This is a genomic window from Nonomuraea sp. NPDC050022 (assembly GCF_044460705.1).
Classification (GTDB): domain Bacteria; phylum Actinomycetota; class Actinomycetes; order Streptosporangiales; family Streptosporangiaceae; genus Nonomuraea.
This window is the reverse complement of record NZ_JBITKE010000004.1, coordinates 705,287-721,475: the sequence shown is the minus strand read 5'-3', so window position 1 is coordinate 721,475 and position 16,189 is coordinate 705,287. Positions and strand designations below refer to the sequence as shown.

Genomic DNA, 16,189 nt, shown 5'->3' with positions numbered 1-16,189 from the left:
CCCATGGTCTCCGAACTGTTCGATCCGAAGGCATGGCAGGTGGTCGAGGGATTCGACTTCACCGACATCACCTATCACCGGGCGGTCGACCAGGGCACCGTACGGATCGCCTTCAACCGCCCCGAGGTACGCAACGCGTTCCGGCCGCAGACGGTCGATGAGCTCTACCGAGCGCTCGACCACGCCCGGCAGACCACGGACGTGGGCTGCGTGCTGCTCACCGGCAACGGCCCCTCGCCCAAGGACGGCGGCTGGGCCTTCTGCTCGGGCGGCGACCAGCGGATCAGGGGCAAGGACGGCTACCAGTACGCCGACGGCTCGGCGTCCACCGGCCGGCTGCACATCCTGGAGGTGCAGCGGCTGATCCGCTTCATGCCCAAGATCGTCATCTGCGTGGTGCCCGGCTGGGCCGCTGGCGGCGGGCACAGCCTGCACGTCGTGTCGGACCTCACGCTGGCCAGCGAGGAGCACGCCCGCTTCAAGCAGACGGACGCCGACGTGGCCAGCTTCGACGGCGGCTTCGGGTCGGCGTACCTGGCCCGGCAGGTGGGGCAGAAGTTCGCCCGCGAGATCTTCTTCCTCGGCGACACCTACTCCGCCGCCGACGCGCACCGGATGGGGATGGTGAACGCCGTCGTCCCCCATGCCGAGCTGGAGGAGCGGGCGTTGGAGTGGGGCCGCAAGATCAATGGCAAGTCGCCCACGGCCCAGCGGATGTTGAAATATGCCTTCAACATGGTCGATGACGGGTTGGTCGGGCAGCAGGTGTTCGCCGGCGAGGCGACGCGGTTGGCGTACATGACGGACGAGGCCGCCGAGGGCCGCGACTCGTTCCTGGAGAAGCGCGCACCCGACTGGTCCCCCTTCCCCTGGCACTACTGATCCGCTCTCTCATTCCCCTTCTCTACCCAATCGTGACCAAGAGCTGGAATTCTGATACGTCCTTTGACTTAGTCGTGGGATGGGGATGAGACAGTTGCCGGCATCCGGGGTGTGGCGCCGCTTCGTCAGGCACGCGTCCGCTCTGTGGCTCGTCGGCGCGGTGATCGCGTTATGCCTGCCGTCTCCCGCGCAAGCGCGAGCCATGGCCGACAAGACCCTCACCCTGGCCTACACCTGTACAGGCGGCCCGTTCAGCGACACCTCGCTCAGCGTGCCGCTCACCATGCCCGACACGGCGACTGGCACATTTGACGTCAAGTGGCGCATTCCCGCCCTGACGCTGCGCACGGCACCGACCACCACCACGCAGGTCCACGTCGCCGGAAAGCTCATGGTGATCGGCGGAACGCACACGGATCTCAGCAAGACCGGCGCGAGCGTCACCTCCGGATCCACCTCCGTGCTGGCCGCACAGGTGGCGAGCACGGTGTCGGTGACCGCCACGACGGGTGGCGAGGTGACGGTCCAGGGCTCCACCGAGCAGGGCAGCCTGAAGCTCAGCCTGGCCAGCGCGCCGTCGGACGTGACCTCGTGCACGACCACCAGCACGACCAGCGTGGTGATCACAGTCGGCCAGGGCGGCACCGGCAACGGGACCGGCGACGTGGTGACCTACTCCTGCAAGACCGGCACGGAGGCCACCCCGCAGACCGTCAAGATCAAGGTCACGCTGACGATGCCGACGACTACCCCCAAGACCGGCGAACAGTTCTCGATCGGCTGGGCGGGCACCTATGAGACAGGTTACGAACTCGAGGCCCCGTCGACCGGGCTGGCCACCGGCAGCAAGCTATACGCCTACGCCGCGATCTCCGGCATCACCCAGCTGACCTCCGCGACCGGAGTGGGCGAGCTGGCCGCGGCCACCGCGAGCGAGCCCATCACGCTGCCCACCAGCGTCGAGATGAAGACCACCTCGAAGAACTCGGGCTCGGCGACGGTGAAGCCGGCCGCCATCAACATCGGCACCTCACCGACCGCCCCGGTCATCGAGTGCGAGGTTCAGAGCGACACCAGCCTCAAGACGTACCCCCTCACCATCGGGGCAGGCAGCGGCAGCAGCCCATCGCCGACCCCCACGAAGTCCAAGTCCCCGACCCCCAAGTCGTCGACCAAGACCTCCTACAAGTCTGAGTCTTCCGCCACCCCGAAGGCGGGAGCCGACACGGGCGCGGGCGGCGACGCCGGTCCGGACGGCCGCCTGTTCGTACTGACGGGCTCCGCCCTGATCGCAGCCGCCGGTGCGGGCGGCCTCCTCATGCGCCGCCGCTCCGCCACAAGGCCCTGACGACGACTCGTAACGCCGACCGGTCACGCACGAGCTGAGGCCGCTCCACACGGCGTGTGCGGCTGTCGAAACATCTGCTCTTCTCGGTCGGGTATAAGTACCATTGGGTACCGGAGGGATGTCATGGCAGCATCGAACGTCGCACCGCTCAAAGTCGATTCGGAGACCGACCGACTGATCTCGCATGGAGCGCATTTCCTGCACGTAACCAAGAAAGAGTTCGTCGCGCAGGCCGTACGTGTTTACCTCCAGGTCCGGCAGGCGGAGTTGCACGCGGCCATGCAGGAGGCGATGGCTCAACTGGACGGGACACACACGGCGCGGGTCGCACTCGTCACCGGGCTGACCCAGGAGCAGATCGAGGAGCTAGGAGGGGTATCCCAAGAATGAATCCGACTCGTCCGACAATCCGCTGCCTGCGCGATGATCTCGGCTTCGCCGAGCTCCCGCCTGCTCGAGTGGCATTGGACGAGCTGGACCATCCCCTGCTCCGTAAGGCCTCCGCGCATCTCCGCTTCACCTCCGAGGGCGAGACAGTCCTGCTGTCCGAGGTGCCGCCGCTCATCCTGTCCAAGGCCTTCCTCCTGGCTGCCGACACCACCATCACCGACCCGTCAATCACCCGCCAGATCCACCTCTGACAGGGACCACGGCTGGAGGTCGGCGAGCACACGGCGGTGATGTCAACCGACGGTCGGCCCGTTCGTCGCGCAGGCTGTACGGATCTACCTCGTTCGACGCGCCTGGGCTGGGGGCGACATTGGTGCCTGATCAGCTTTAATATCTACTTCCTTATCGATGGACGATAGATAGCAATATTGGACGCATGGAGATCGGTTCTGGTCTGCTGAGCGGGCATTGACGTCCATCGGGGTCGTGATCGCCTCCAGGTCTCTGGCCCGTGAAAGCAGGTGTTCGCCCATGTCCTTCGGGCAGTCCAGCCCGTCCCGCCGCGCGTTGCTGGCCGCCGCGGCCCTCCTGCCGCTGGCGGGACGCGAGGCCGAGGCATCGGCGGCATCGGCCGCCGCTCCCAAGAGCGCACAGCACTACTACGACCGCGCGGCCAAGCTGGCCGGCGACGACCCGGTGCTGCGGGCCCTCGTCAAAGTGCTCACGCCGGGACTCCCGATGCCGTCGGCGAAGCCGCTCGCGCCGCTGAGGATCTTCGACGATGTCGCGGTGGTGGGCACCAGCTTCGTCCAGGCCACGGCCCTGCTCACCTCCCAGGGCGTCATCCTCATCGACGCGATGGGATCACCGGACGACGCCGAAAAGATCATCGTTCCCGGGCTGCGCTCTGTGGGAGTGGATCCAGCGAAGATCAAGTACGTGGTGGTCGCCCACGGCCATAGCGATCATTTCGGCGGCGCCCAGTTCCTCGCCGACCAGTACGGCGCCCGAGTCATGATGAGCCGAGCCGACTGGAACGTCATCGCCGCCGAACGTCCGGCCAATGCGCCCAAGCGAGACATGGAGCTATCCGACGGACAGAGGCTCACCCTCGGCGACACCACAGTCACGTTCCACCACACGCCCGGGCACACGCCGGGCACCGTCTCGCCGATCTTCCCGGTGCGCTGGAAGGGGCTACGACACACCGCGATGTTGTGGGGCGGGACCGCGCCACCCGCCGCGACCGCGGACAAGCGCATCAATCTCTCCTCCGTGCTCGCCTTCGCCTCCAAGATGAGGCAGGCAGGGGTGGACGTCGAGCTGAACAATCATGGAGGCTGCGACAACAGCCTGGCGCGCATCGAGGAGTTGCGGGCCGGGTCCACGGGAGCGGCGAATCCGTTCGTCATCGGCCGTTCCAGGACGCAGCGCTTCATGAAGGTCATGGAGATCATGCTGCGCGGCCGCATCGTCCAAGACCAGGAGGCGAGCGCCGGCACGTCTTCCGCCGCCGCGAGCGCCTCACCCGGACGATCGACCAACGTCTGCTGCTGAGAGACGACCGGGCGCCGGGCAACGCCACGTTTGTCGCGCGTGCGCTGTCATGTTCCATTCGGGGTCAGAGCCAGTTGACCGGGACGTCCGGGCAGAGTCGCTGGTAAGGGCCGGCGTCGCGGGTGATGATGCGCCAGTCGGTGGCGTTGCCGACGTCGGTGCGGCGGTGTGATGCGGCGAGTGCGGTGTGGGCGGCGGGCAGCGAGGCGACGTCGTGCTCCGCCGCCAGTGAGCCGACCGTGACGGCGTCATCCCTGTCGAGCGGGTCGACGTGGTGGGCGATCATGTACAGCAGGCCCTGCAGGCGTTCGCGGGCGGGTTCGGTACGGACCTGACGGGCGGCCTCGGCGGCGACGATCGTGGGGATGACGATGGGGTAGCCGCGGCGGACGGCTTCACCGATGATCACTTCGATCTCGATGTCCTTGGCGAGCCAGTCGGTGAGGGCGGCGTGGTCGAGGACCAGGCCGGTGTCCAGAAAGCGCACGGCTATCGGCGGCTCTCCTCGATACGGTCGAACATGGCGCGGACGCGCGCGAGCGTGTCGGCGGGGGCGTCATTGAGGTTGTAGCCGACGAGCTCGCGCCAGACGGCCATTCTGCGATCTCGATCGAGTTTCTCGGCGACGGCTTCGTCTATGTAGGTGGAGACGGTGACTCCGTGGGCGGCTGCGGCTTGCTTGAGTTGCCTGCCGACGTCCTCGGTGTGGGAGAAGCTGGTCCGCTTGTCCTTCGTCTGCATACGATTGAGGGTAGCAACTGCATACGTTCGTGGGTATGACCTGCCGGTGCTTGCGGCAGACTGGGTGGGTGGAGATCGTGGTGCCTGCCGCTTTGACCGAGTTTCACGTGACGTACGAGGGAGAGGCCGGGCGGGCCTGGTCGGCGGGGTTGCCCGCGCTGGCCGAGCGGTATCTCAAGCAGTGGGACCTGCGGCTCGATGGTGCGCCCGCGCACGGGTTCGTGGCCCTGGTGCTGCCCGTGGTGCGGGCCGATGGGACGCGGGCGGTGCTCAAGCTGCAGCCCGTGACCGACGAGACCGCCGGCGAGGGGCTGGGGCTGCGGGCCTGGGCGGGTGACGGGTCGGTGTTGGTGGTCGACGAAGATCCTGCCACCGGCACCCTGCTGCTCGAACGGCTCGATGCCGGGCGGCCGCTGTCGTCCGTACCCGATGTCATGAAGGCGCTGGAGATCCTCACCGAGCTGCTTCGGCGGCTGGTGGTGCTGCCCGCTCCCCAGGGGATGCGCCAGCTGGGGGACATCGCGAATGGCATGCTCGACCGCGTTTCCGACGCGGTGGCGGTGCTGCCCAGAGAGCGGGATCGGCACTGGTTGGAGGTCTGCGCGGGGGCGGTACGCGAGCTGGTGGGTGAGCCGGGCGATCGGTTGCTGCACTGGGATCTGCACTACGACAACGTGCTGGCCGGGGTACGGGAACCGTGGCTGGCCATCGATCCCAAGCCGCTCGCCGGGGACCCCGGGTTCGACCTGATGCCCGCGCTGCACAACCGGTGGGAGGAGGCCGTGGCGACCGGGGATGTGCGTCGGGCGGTGTTGCGGCGATTCGACTTCATGGTTGACGGGCTCGGGCTGGATCGGCGGCGGGCCGCGGGCTGGACGCTCGGCCGGGTGCTGCAGAACTCGCTCTGGGACGTGGCCCGGGGCGAGCCGGAGCTCAACGAGATCCAGCTCGCCGTGGCCGAGGCGGTCCGTCACCGCCTGTAGGACAGCCGCCGGGGTCAATCCGACAGGCTGTGGAGGAAGGCTCGTACGAGAGCGGCGATCTGGGGACGGCGGGTTTCCAGGGCGAAGTGGCCGGCGTCCAGGAGGTGGACGCGGGCGTCCTTCACGTCGCGGGCGAACGCCTTGGCGCCTTCCGGGGCGAAGATCTCGTCGTTGCGACCCCAGACGGCGAGCACAGGGGGCTGGTGGGTGCGCAGGTAGTCCTGCCATTGCGGGTACGCGGCCACGTTGGTGGCGTAGTTCAAGAAGAGCGCGAGCTGGATCTCGTGGCTGCCCGGACGGTCGAGCAGGGCCTGGTCGAGAGCCTCCTTGTCGGGGTTGACCAGGGAGACGTCGGGGACACCGTGCGTGTACTGCCAGTGCGTGGCCTCACGGGTGTAGTTGGCGCGCAGTGGTGCGAGGTCGGCTTCGGTGGGGTTCGCCCAGATCTCGCGGAGGTCCTTCCAGAAGGGGGCCAGTCCGTCCTCGTAGGCGTTGCCGTTCTGGCTGATGATGCCGGTGATCCGCTCGGGGTGGCGCAGGGCGAGTCGGAAGCCGACGGGGGCGCCGTAGTCGTGTACGTAAATGGCGTACCTGGTCAGGCCGAGCGAGTCGAGCAGCCGGTCGACGACGTCGGCGAGATGGTCGAAGGTGTACTCCCACTCCGAGGCGGCCGGGGCCGAGCTGTGCCCGAAACCGGGGTAGTCGGGGGCGATCAGGTGGAACTCATCCGCGAGGTCGGCGATCAGCTCCTGGTAGGCGATCGAGGAGGTGGGGAAGCCGTGGAGCAGTACGAGCGTGGGGGCCGACGGGTCGCCTGCCTCGCGGTAGAAGACGTCCAGGCCGTCGATGACAGTGGTGCGGTAGCGGGTGGTCATAGCAACTCCTCTTAACCTTCTAAATCGGCTTTGATGGTTAAGTGATAGCATGGGACTGATTAACCGGTCAAACTGATTTGAGAGGTTAGGTCCTGTGAGAGTGCGGCCGCTTCGTGGGGAGTCTGTGGCGTTCGACCTGGTGAACACCATGTGGTCGGAGCATGGGGTGCCGCTCGATCAGTTCGACGACCTCGATGGCGTGCGGGCCTGGCTCGACGATCACGAGCTGCCGGGTGGCGACGAGCTGGAGCGCGTACGGGACCGGCTGGTGGAGGCGCGTGCCGCCCTGCGGGCCGCGCTGGACGGGCGCGGGCCCGAGCGGCTCAACGCCGTGCTCGGCCACGGCAGCCGCCGCCCACTGATCCGCACCGCCGACCCGCATGAGCCGTACGAGCTGGTCGTCGTGGACGAGGCGGCGTGGCATGCGGCGTGGGTGGCGGCGGCGGACCTGGTGCGAATCCTCCGCGAGCGGCCCGAGCGGGTGCGCAAGTGCGCGAACCCGGAGTGTGTGCTGTGGTTCCTCGACACGAGCAAGAACGGCAGCCGCCGCTGGTGCTCGATGGAGGCGTGCGGCAACCGGGCGAAAGTGGGCCGGTTCCACCAACGCCAGCGCACCGCGGGCTGACCGGCCCACCAGCCTCCGGCCGATCCGCGGCGCGCGAAGGGCTGACCGGCCCGAAGGTCAGATGAGGAGGGCGAGCTTGCCGCGGCCGTGGCGGGTCTCGATCTCGCGGTGCGCGTCCGCCGCCTCCTCCAGCCGGTACGTCCGGCGGATCAGGAACTTCAGCTCCCCCTTCGCGACAAGCGCGGCATACCGAGCAAGACGCTCAGCCGTGCGGACGCCCTTCGTGACCATGATGCCCAGCTCGTCCGCCTTGGCGTGGTCGACCATGGTCAGGATGCGGCCACGGTCCGGGACCACCTCCAGGGAGACGTCCAGCGCCGCGCCACCCGCCCCGTCCAGGGCCGCGTCCACCCCGCCGGGCGCGAGCGCGCGTACCCGGGAGGCGAGGCCGTCCCCGTAGGCGACGGGGATGGCGCCGAGGTCGCGTAGGTAGGCGTGGTTCTCCTCGCGAGCGGTGCCGATCACGGTGGCACCCCTATGGACGGCGAGCTGTACGGCGACCGAGCCGACCGCTCCGGCGGCGGCGTGGACGAGGAACGTCTCACCCGCGACCGGGTTCAGCTGGCCGATGGCGATGTCGGCGGTCTGCACCGCGGCGGTCAGCGCGCCGGCCACCTCCCAGGGAAGCTCAGGTGGCTTGGGGGTCACGTCGGTGGCGGGGACCACGATGTACTCGGCGTAGCTGTTCAGCAGCGAGAAGCCGAGCACCTCGGCGCCCACGTCGAGGCGCGCACCCGGCTCCCCTAGGCCGACCACGCCCGGACTTCCTTGATCGACCACGCCCGGCCCCACCTGGTCGATCACGCCCGCGAACTCGTTACCCGGGATCCGTGGCAGCGGGTCGGTCACGCCGGGAGGCGTCCAACCGGCCCGCACCGCCGTGTCGAAGGGCTGCATCCCGGCGGCCTTGATCCGTACCCGGACCTGGCCCGGCCCGGCCTCCGGCATGGGCCGGGACATCACGGTGAGCACCTCAGGTCCCCCGAACTCAGCAAACGCCGCCGCTTTCATGAAATTTCCACTCATGGGGACGACTGTGCATCCTCAACTGCACTTGAGGTCAAGTCAGATCGCATTTCGGGAACTTTCGGCTTTAGTCCCGCTTTATCTGTATAGAGTCCGACGGACATCACAGGGGGACGGGGTATCCGGGGTTCGATGACCGAGTTCTTACATGTCGTGCTGAGCTTCCCGACGGTGGTATTCACCTTCCTTCTCGTCGTGGTCGCCGGCTACTGGTTCATTGTCATAACCGGCCTCTTCGACTTCGAAGACGGCGAGGCGCCCTGGCTGGGCCTGGGCGGAGTGCCCGCCGGGATCGCACTGTCACTACTGATCGCGTTCGCGTGGCTGCTCGCCTTGATCGGCAGTCAGGTGGTGCCGGGGATCGCGCTGCCGGTCGTACCCATCCTCGCCCTGATCGGGGCCTGGTTGGGTACGCGGGCGCTGCTCAGGCCGTTGCGACGGCTCTTCCCCGACGCGCGGCGCCCATCGCGCGGTGACTTCGTCGGGCAGATGTGCGTGATCCGCACGGGCCAGGCGACCGCCGACTTCGGCCAGGCGGAGGTCACCGCGCCCGACGGCTCCTCGGCCGTCGTCCAGGTCAGGACGACGGGCCAGGACCGGCTCGCGCGCGGCGACAACGCGCTCATCTTCGAATACGACACCAACGGCGAATTCTTCTGGGTCATGCCTTACGAAAGCGAGCACTGATGGACGTCATCTCCACCGGATTCGGCGTATTCCTCGCCGTCGTGCTGGTCATCGTGATCGGCTTACTTGCCGTCATCAGCCGCCTTTTCCGGAAGGTCGAGCAGGGCAAAGCCCTGATCATCTCGAAGGTCAACAAGGTCGACGTGACGTTCACCGGGGCCACTGTGCTCCCCGTCTTTCACAAGGCCGAGATCATGGACATCTCGGTGAAGACCATCGAGATCGAACGGACCGGCCGCGAGGGGCTGATCTGCCGGGACAACATCCGGGCCGACATCAAGATCACCTTCTTCGTACGTGTCAACAAGACCGCCGAGGACGTCATCAAGGTCGCCCAGGCCATCGGCACCGTCCGGGCCAGCGACGAGTCGACCCTGCAGGCGCTGTTCAACGCGAAGTTCTCCGAAGCGCTCAAGACCGCCGGCAAGCAGCTCGACTTCGTTGATCTCTACACCAAGCGTGACGAGTTCCGCGACCAGATCGTCCGGCTCATCGGCACCGACCTCAACGGCTACAGCCTGGAGGACGCGGCCATCGACTACCTGGAGCAGACCTCGCTGGCCGCGCTGGACAAGAGCAACATCCTCGACGCGCAGGGCATCCGCAAGATCACCGAGCTGACGGCGATCGAGCACGTACGGACCAACGAGTTCCAGCGCCGCGAGGAGAAGGAGATCACCCGCCAGAACGTGGACGCCCGCGAGGCGATCCTGGAGCTGCAGCGCCGGCAGGCCGACGCCGAGGTCAAGCAGCGGCGCGAGATCGAGACGATGAAGGCCCGCGAGGAGGCGGAGATCGCCCGCGTGGCGGCCGAGGAGCGGCTGAAATCGCAGTCGGCCAACATCAAGACCGACGAGCAGCTCGGCGTACAGCACGAGAACCGGGCCCGTGAGGTCGCCGTCGCGGAGAAGAACCGCGAGCGGGTGATCGCGATCGAGACCGAGCGGATCGAGAAGGACCGCATGCTGGAGGTCATCGCCCGCGAGCGGGAGACCGAGCTGTCGCGCATCGCCAAGGACAAAGAGGTCGAGACCGAGAAGCGGTCGATCGCCGAGGTGGTGCGCGAGCGGATCGCCGTCGACAAGACGGTGGCCGAGCAGGAGGAGAGCATCAAGCGGCTGCGCGTGGTCGAGGAGGCCGAGCGTACCCGCCAGAGCGTGATCATCGCCGCCGAGGCCGAGGCGCAGGAGAACCTGGTCAAGGGCATCAAGGCGGCCGAGGCCGCGGAGGCGGCGTCGAAGTTCAAGGCCCGCGAGGAGCTGACGCTGGCCGAGGCCAGGCAGCAGGCCGCCGAGCTCGACACCCGAGCCAAGATCAGGCTGGCCGAGGGCATCCAGGCCGAGTCGGCCGCTACCGGGCTGGCCGAGGTCCAGGTCAAGGAGCGGGACGCGGAGGCGATCGAGAAGGTCGGCCGCGCGGAGGCGGCGGTCCTGGCCGAGAGGCTGCGGGCCGAGGCGGAGGGCGCCAGGTCCATGGCCATGGTCGAGGGCGACCGGCTCAAGGCGCAGGCCGAGGGCGAGCAGGCGATGGCCCTGGCCGCCGCGACGGCGGTGGGCGAGAAGCTCAAGGCCGAGGCCGAGGGTCTGACCGAGAAGGCCGCCGCGATGGCCGCGCTCGACGACGCGAGCCGGGGGCACGAGGAGTTCCGCCTGCGACTGGAGGCCGACAAGGACGTACGGCTCAAGCAGATCGACGTCACGCGGCAGGTGGCGGAGTCGCAGGCCAGTGTGCTGGCCGCCGGTCTGGCCAAGGCGAACATCGACATCGTCGGCGGCGACACGATGTTCTTCGACAAGGTCGTGGGCTCGATCACCGCGGGCAAGGTGGTGGACGGGTTCGTGGAGCACTCGCAGGTCGCGGGCACGCTGGCGGCGCCGTACCTCAACGGATCGGCCAGCCTCGCGGGTGACCTCAGCGCCCTGGTCAACGGGGTGAGCACCGAGGACCTGAAGAACTTGACCGTGTCGGCGCTGCTGCTGCGGCTCATCCAGAACGGCGGACCCGACTCGGGCCCGCTGGGCGAGCTCCTGGAGACGGCCCGCCGCCTGGGCGTGGCCGACTCCCCGGTGGCCGCGCTCACCGCCGCGAAGGTCTGATCGCGCGTGACCGACGACGTACAGCGCCAGGGCTCCCGTACGGCGGAGCCCGGCGCGACCGCTCCAGCCGGCCAGGTCGCCCAGGTCGGCCTGGAGGCCGGGACCTACGAGGTGCTCAAGTCCCGGCTGGAAGCCCAGGCCAAGGCCCTCGCCGCGGCCACCGAAGGGGTCAACGCCCAGCGCCTGACCGTCTTCGGCGGCACGGAGCTGCGCCTGCTCGGCACCGAGCGCATCCGTACGGACAACAACTGCGTCCCCCGGGACATCGTCTCGCTGGGCGGCGTCATGCTGTTCGGCTACAACGTCTTCATCGGGCTGAAGCCGGAGACCACGGTCGCCGACGTCTTCTCCGTGCACCGCTTCACCAGGGACGGCGACGCCTTCAGGTTCGACCCCGACCGTCTGCCCGCCCTGGAGGAGCCGGCGTTCCAGAAGGACTTCGCCGAGCTGTACCGCTACTACAAGGAGTCCAGGCTCCACCACCTGAGACGCGTCGAGGGCAAGCTGCTGGCCGTCTTCCAGACCGGCCCGGCCGACACCCGGGTCTTCAGATGGACGGTCGACTCCCAAGGAGTCACGAAATATCAGGACAACAGGGGTGAGCGGGACCATGCCTTCCCGCCCTCGCACGACTTCGTGTGGACCCCGGCCACCCGCGACGATCACGTGCTCGGCCGCCACCCGCACATCTCCATCCGCGACGAGGTGTTCGTCGAAACGGTCGGCGGCGACCTCACCATCAAGATCGAGAACAACACCGAGACCGGCGAGGGCATCTACGCCGAGCCCGTGGCCGAACCCCTCCAGAGCCTGGCCGACGCCGACGTCGAGCACGCCGTCATCGGCCCGCTCATCCTGATCAGGATCCGGCCGTACAAGGAGCCCGACTGGCGCCACCTGGTCTTCAACACCCGTACCAAGGCCGTGACCAGGCTCGACGGCATCGGCCAGGCCTGTCAGCGCCTCCCCGAGGACCAGGGGCTGATCTTTCCCGGCGGCTACTACCTGGCCACCGGGGTCAGCAAGACGTTCGACACGGACGTCACGGACCTGGAGTTCGACCGCGTGGTCCGCTCCCCCAACGGCGAGGACGTCCTGTACGTCTTCCACGCCAGAGGTGACGGCCGCTCGCTGCTCCTGCCGTACAACGTCATCAGGAAGGAGGTGGCCAACCCCATCGTCTGCCACGGCTACTCGCTGTTCGACGACGGCACGATGGTGGTCTTCCGCGCCACCTCCGAGGAGCCGACGCGGGTCCACCCCATGCAGGTCTGGCAGACGCCGTACGTCTCCGACACCTACGCCGCCGCCCAGCCCACCGGCAGCGGCCCGCTGGAGCGCATCGGCAACGCCGAGCTGGTGCGCGGCATCTCCGACTGCCTGTCGGTGGCCCGCATGATCGGTGAGATGGCGCCGTCGGCCGCCACGTTCGAGGCGCTGATCGCCGCCTGTACGCGGGCTTTCGACCACTACCACTGGCTCGGAGAGCAGGGCCTGCGCGCCCCGCTCTCCGAGGTACGGGCCACCGCCGAGCAGGTGCTCGACGAGTACGAGCACGTGGAGGCGCTCACCCGCCAGGCCGCCCGCACCCTCGCCGAGGCGACGGAGGAGACCACCCGGCTCGTCCGGCAGGCCCGAGGCGACACCCCCGCCACCGCCGACGCCTGGGTGACGCTGCTGGCCACGTTGCGCCGGGCCCAGGGCCGCCTGGTGACGCTGCGCGAGGTCCGCTACCTCGACCTCGCCCAGCTGGACACGCTGACCGCATCGCTGGCCGACGAGCTGGTCTCGGTGGGGGAGCGGGCCGTCGGGTTCCTCCAGGGGGCCGAGGCGTTCACCGGCTACCACGAGGCGGTCGAGCGGCTGGCCGCCGAGGCCGCCGCGATCACCACGGTCGCCGAGGCCGAGCCCGTCACGGAACGCCTGGCCACCCAGTCCGAGGGGCTGGAGGTCGTCACCGAGGTCGTGGGCTCGCTGGAGATCGCCGACGCCACCGTACGGACCTCCATCCTGGAGCGCATCGCCGAGGTGCTCGGCGGCGTGAACCGGGCGCGGGCCCTCCTGGACGGCCGCCGGCGGGAGCTGCTCGGGGCGGAGGGGCGGGCGGCGTTCGCGGCCGAGTTCGCGCTGCTCGGGCAGGCCATCACCGGCGCGCTTGCGGTGGCGGACACGCCTGAGCGGTGCGATGAGCAGCTCGGCAGGCTGATGCTGCGGCTGGAGGCGCTGGAGACGCGCTTCGGCGAGTTCGACGACTTCGCCACCCGGCTCGCGGCCAAGCGGGACGACGTCTACGAGGCGTTCTCGGCCCGCAAGCAGACGCAGCTGGACGAGCTGGCCCGCCGGGCCGACCGGATCTTCGCCTCGGCCGAGCGCATCCTGGGCAGCATCACCAGGCGGCTGCCGTCGCTGGGCTCGCTCGACGAGGTCAACACCTTCTTCGCCACCGACCCGATGGTGGCCAAGCTCCGCTCGGTCGCCACCGAGCTGCGCGGGCTCGGCGACGCGGTACGCGCCGAGGAGCTGGACGGCAGGGTCAAGGCCGCCCAGCAGGAGGCGGGCCGGGCCCTGCGCGACCGCCTCGACCTGTTCTCCGACGGCGGCGAGACGCTGCGCCTGGGCCGGCACCGGTTCGCGGTCAACACCCAGCCGATCGACCTCACGCTGGTGCCGCACGACGGTGACATGCACTTCGCCATCACCGGGACCGACTACCGCTCCCCCGCCCCCGCCGCGTTCGCCGACACCCGCCCCTTCTGGGACCAGCTGCTCGCCTCGGAGACCCCGGAGGTCTACCGCGCCGAGCACCTGGCCGCCTCGCTGCTCGACGTGGCCGTGCCGGGCGGGCCGCTCCAGGATCTCGTACGTCAGGCGGCCGAACAGCGCTACGACGAGGGGTACGAACGCGGCGTCCACGACCACGACGCCACCGCCATCCTCGACACGCTGCTGCGACTCCGGGAGGGAGCGGGGCTGCTGCGGTATCCGCCGGAGGCTCGGGCGGCGGCGCAGCTGTACTGGGCGTTCGGGGTGGACGAGGTTTCACGTAAAACATTGGCCACACGGGCCGTGTCGCTGGTGCGCGCCCGCACCGTTTTCGGCCCCACTCCGGAGATTGCCGCTCTGGCAACGGAACTGGGCTCGCAAATCGCCGCATTCCACTCAGAAGCCGGTTCAAGGCCCGGTTCAGGGCCCGGTTCAGGGCCCGGCGAGACGGTCGCGCTCGCCGGGGAGTATCTCGTCGAGGAGCTCGCCACCCAGCCCACCGGCTTCGTGACCAGCGCGGCGGCCCGCACCCTCCTCCAGGGCTTCCACCAGACGCTCGGCCCAGCCAGGTCACGCGAGTTCGAGGAGGATCTCAAGGCAGTGGCGCTGCCCGAACGGCTGGAGCTGGCCCGAGCCTGGATCGGCGCCTTCGGCAAGGGCCCCGAGGTGCCCGAGTCCATCGCCGTACAGCTCTGCGACCTGCCCCGCCACGACTCCAGCGCCACACTGACCGCCACGGTGGAGGGCCTGCTGGGCACCCACCCGCGCGTCGCCGACCGCAAGCTGGAGCTGCGCCTGGACGAAACGCTGGCCAGGACCCGCCGCTTCCGTACCGAACGCGTGCCCGCCTACCGGGCCTACCAGAAGCGGCGCACCGAGCTGGTGACCGCCGAGCGGGCCCGGCTGCGGCTGGACGAATACCGCCCCAAGGTCATGAGCGCGTTCGTCCGCAATCGGCTGCTCGACGAGGTGTACCTGCCACTGATCGGCGACAACCTGGCCAAGCAGCTGGGCGCCGCCGGAGGGGACAAGCGGACCGACCAGATGGGCCTGCTGCTGCTCATCTCGCCGCCGGGTTATGGCAAGACGACGCTGATGGAGTACGTCGCCAGCCGGCTCGGCCTGGTCTTCGTCAAGGTGAACGGCCCGGCGCTCGGCCACGCCGTCACCTCGCTCGACCCGGCGGAGGCGCCCGACGCGACGGCCAGGCAGGAGGTCGAGAAGATCTCCTTCGCCCTGGAGACCGGCAACAACACACTGCTGTACCTGGACGACATCCAGCACACCTCGGCCGAGCTGCTGCAGAAGTTCATCTCGCTGTGCGACGCCCAGCGCCGGATCGAGGGCGTCTGGAACGGCCGCACCCGCACCTACGACCTGCGCGGCAAGCGGTTCGCGGTGTGCATGGCGGGCAATCCGTACACCGAGTCGGGCCGGCGCTTCCGCATCCCCGACATGCTCGCCAACCGCGCCGACGTCTGGAACCTCGGCGACGTGCTGTCGGGCAAGGACGAGCTGTTCGCGCTGAGTTACATCGACAACGCGCTCACCTCCAACCCGGTGCTGGCGCCGCTCTCCGCCCGTGACCGGGCCGACGTCGAGCTCCTGGTACGGCTGGCGCGCGGCGACCAGAGCGCCCGGCCGGACCAGCTCCGGCATCCGTACGCCAAGACCGAGCTGGACCAGATCCTCAGCGTGCTGCGCAAGCTGGTGCGGGTGCAGGAGGTCGTGCTGGCCAACAACCAGGCGTACATCGCCTCGGCCGGGCAGTCGGACGCCGCCCGTACCGAGCCGCCGTTCCGGCTGCAGGGCTCGTACCGGAACATGAACAAGCTGGCCGAGCGGATCGTGCCCGCCATGAACGAGGCCGAGCTGGAGGCGGTCATCGACGACCACTACCTCGGCGAGGCGCAGACCCTGACGAGCGACGCGGAGGCCAATCTGCTCAAGCTCGCCGAGCTGCGCGGCCGGCTGACCCCCGCCCAGGCCGCTCGCTGGAGCGACCTCAAGGCGGCCTACCTGCGCGCCAAGGCGCTCGGCGGCGCCGAGGACGACCCGATGACCAGGGCCGTGGGCGCAATCGGCCTGCTCGCGGACCGGGTGAGCGAGGTCGGCTCGGCCATCAGGGAGAACACGACGGACTGACGGGCCACCAGGGGCGCGCGCCGGACTGGCGCGCGTCACCGCGACGAGGGCCAGACGTCGCGGACCGACGC

The 16,189-nt window shown here is 69.0% G+C and carries 14 protein-coding genes; 10 read left to right on the top strand and 4 right to left on the bottom strand.

Annotation, left to right across the window (positions count from 1 at the left end; all coding sequences use genetic code 11):
- The first annotated feature begins 3 nt into the window (after positions 1-3).
- The 5 genes from ACIBO2_RS20080 to ACIBO2_RS20060 all read left to right on the top strand — a co-directional run bounded on the left by ACIBO2_RS20080 (position 4) and on the right by ACIBO2_RS20060 (position 4,177).
- The gene (locus ACIBO2_RS20080) at positions 4-882 is read left to right on the top strand and encodes a 1,4-dihydroxy-2-naphthoyl-CoA synthase (protein ID WP_225301384.1); all 879 of its coding nucleotides are present in this window, start codon (positions 4-6) and stop codon (positions 880-882) included.
- Positions 883-967: 85 nt separating this feature from the next.
- On the top strand, positions 968-2,230 hold the full coding sequence (locus tag ACIBO2_RS20075) for a hypothetical protein (protein ID WP_397298322.1): 1,263 nt from the start codon (positions 968-970) through the stop codon (positions 2,228-2,230).
- Between the two features lie 123 nt (positions 2,231-2,353).
- Positions 2,354-2,620, top strand: coding sequence for a hypothetical protein (locus ACIBO2_RS20070; protein WP_358534613.1), 267 nt, complete (start codon positions 2,354-2,356; stop codon positions 2,618-2,620).
- Positions 2,617-2,871 (top strand): hypothetical protein, encoded by a 255-nt coding sequence (locus ACIBO2_RS20065; RefSeq protein WP_358534611.1) that lies wholly within the window; start codon positions 2,617-2,619, stop codon positions 2,869-2,871. The genes ACIBO2_RS20070 and ACIBO2_RS20065 overlap by 4 nt, the downstream gene beginning before the upstream one ends.
- Positions 2,872-3,151: 280 nt before the next feature.
- Entirely contained in the window at positions 3,152-4,177 is a 1,026-nt protein-coding gene (locus ACIBO2_RS20060) for an MBL fold metallo-hydrolase (protein WP_358534609.1), read from the top strand.
- Between the two features lie 64 nt (positions 4,178-4,241).
- Here the strand turns inward: ACIBO2_RS20060 and ACIBO2_RS20055 are convergent, their stop codons facing one another.
- Both ACIBO2_RS20055 and ACIBO2_RS20050 read right to left on the bottom strand, forming a co-directional pair.
- The gene (locus ACIBO2_RS20055) at positions 4,242-4,664 is read right to left on the bottom strand and encodes a hypothetical protein (protein ID WP_358437180.1); all 423 of its coding nucleotides are present in this window, start codon (positions 4,662-4,664) and stop codon (positions 4,242-4,244) included.
- A gap of 2 nt (positions 4,665-4,666) precedes the next feature.
- Positions 4,667-4,918, bottom strand: coding sequence for a hypothetical protein (locus ACIBO2_RS20050; protein WP_358534607.1), 252 nt, complete (start codon positions 4,916-4,918; stop codon positions 4,667-4,669).
- A 35-nt stretch (positions 4,919-4,953) separates the two neighbouring features.
- Here ACIBO2_RS20050 and ACIBO2_RS20045 point away from each other — a divergent pair, with 35 nt between their 5' ends.
- Positions 4,954-5,901 (top strand): aminoglycoside phosphotransferase family protein, encoded by a 948-nt coding sequence (locus tag ACIBO2_RS20045; RefSeq protein ID WP_397298318.1) that lies wholly within the window; start codon positions 4,954-4,956, stop codon positions 5,899-5,901.
- 14 nt (positions 5,902-5,915) lie between these two features.
- Here ACIBO2_RS20045 and ACIBO2_RS20040 read toward each other — a convergent pair whose 3' ends face one another.
- Positions 5,916-6,776, bottom strand: coding sequence for an alpha/beta fold hydrolase (locus tag ACIBO2_RS20040; RefSeq protein WP_397298316.1), 861 nt, complete (start codon positions 6,774-6,776; stop codon positions 5,916-5,918).
- A gap of 124 nt (positions 6,777-6,900) precedes the next feature.
- Between ACIBO2_RS20040 and ACIBO2_RS20035 the strand changes: the two genes are divergently transcribed.
- Positions 6,901-7,401, top strand: a complete 501-nt coding sequence (locus tag ACIBO2_RS20035; protein WP_397298314.1) for a CGNR zinc finger domain-containing protein — start codon at positions 6,901-6,903, stop codon at positions 7,399-7,401.
- A 57-nt stretch (positions 7,402-7,458) separates the two neighbouring features.
- Here ACIBO2_RS20035 and ACIBO2_RS20030 read toward each other — a convergent pair whose 3' ends face one another.
- Positions 7,459-8,427, bottom strand: coding sequence for an NADP-dependent oxidoreductase (locus ACIBO2_RS20030; RefSeq protein ID WP_358534598.1), 969 nt, complete (start codon positions 8,425-8,427; stop codon positions 7,459-7,461).
- 132 nt (positions 8,428-8,559) lie between these two features.
- Between ACIBO2_RS20030 and ACIBO2_RS20025 the strand changes: the two genes are divergently transcribed.
- The 3 genes from ACIBO2_RS20025 to ACIBO2_RS20015 are packed head-to-tail and all read left to right on the top strand — an operon-like array spanning position 8,560 to position 16,118.
- Positions 8,560-9,114, top strand: a complete 555-nt coding sequence (locus ACIBO2_RS20025) for a hypothetical protein (RefSeq protein WP_358534596.1) — start codon at positions 8,560-8,562, stop codon at positions 9,112-9,114.
- A complete protein-coding gene (locus ACIBO2_RS20020) occupies positions 9,114-11,210 on the top strand; it encodes a flotillin family protein (RefSeq protein ID WP_358534594.1) in 2,097 nt (698 codons plus the stop codon). Before ACIBO2_RS20025 ends, ACIBO2_RS20020 begins: the two co-directional genes overlap by 1 nt.
- 6 nt (positions 11,211-11,216) lie before the next feature.
- Complete coding sequence (locus ACIBO2_RS20015) at positions 11,217-16,118, top strand: DNA repair ATPase (protein WP_397298311.1); 4,902 nt, start codon at positions 11,217-11,219, stop codon at positions 16,116-16,118.
- Positions 16,119-16,189: the final 71 nt, after the last annotated feature.

Coding starts and splice junctions, on each gene's coding strand:
- ACIBO2_RS20025 (WP_358534596.1), top strand. CDS start 8,560: ATGACCGAGTTCTTACATGTCGTGCTGAGCTTCCCGACGGTGGTATTC.
- ACIBO2_RS20045 (WP_397298318.1), top strand. CDS start 4,954: ATGACCTGCCGGTGCTTGCGGCAGACTGGGTGGGTGGAGATCGTGGTG.
- ACIBO2_RS20080 (WP_225301384.1), top strand. CDS start 4: ATGGTCTCCGAACTGTTCGATCCGAAGGCATGGCAGGTGGTCGAGGGA.
- ACIBO2_RS20060 (WP_358534609.1), top strand. CDS start 3,152: ATGTCCTTCGGGCAGTCCAGCCCGTCCCGCCGCGCGTTGCTGGCCGCC.
- ACIBO2_RS20040 (WP_397298316.1), bottom strand. CDS start 6,776: ATGACCACCCGCTACCGCACCACTGTCATCGACGGCCTGGACGTCTTC.
- ACIBO2_RS20020 (WP_358534594.1), top strand. CDS start 9,114: ATGGACGTCATCTCCACCGGATTCGGCGTATTCCTCGCCGTCGTGCTG.
- ACIBO2_RS20065 (WP_358534611.1), top strand. CDS start 2,617: ATGAATCCGACTCGTCCGACAATCCGCTGCCTGCGCGATGATCTCGGC.
- ACIBO2_RS20050 (WP_358534607.1), bottom strand. CDS start 4,918: ATGCAGACGAAGGACAAGCGGACCAGCTTCTCCCACACCGAGGACGTC.
- ACIBO2_RS20030 (WP_358534598.1), bottom strand. CDS start 8,427: ATGAGTGGAAATTTCATGAAAGCGGCGGCGTTTGCTGAGTTCGGGGGA.
- ACIBO2_RS20075 (WP_397298322.1), top strand. CDS start 968: ATGAGACAGTTGCCGGCATCCGGGGTGTGGCGCCGCTTCGTCAGGCAC.
- ACIBO2_RS20070 (WP_358534613.1), top strand. CDS start 2,354: ATGGCAGCATCGAACGTCGCACCGCTCAAAGTCGATTCGGAGACCGAC.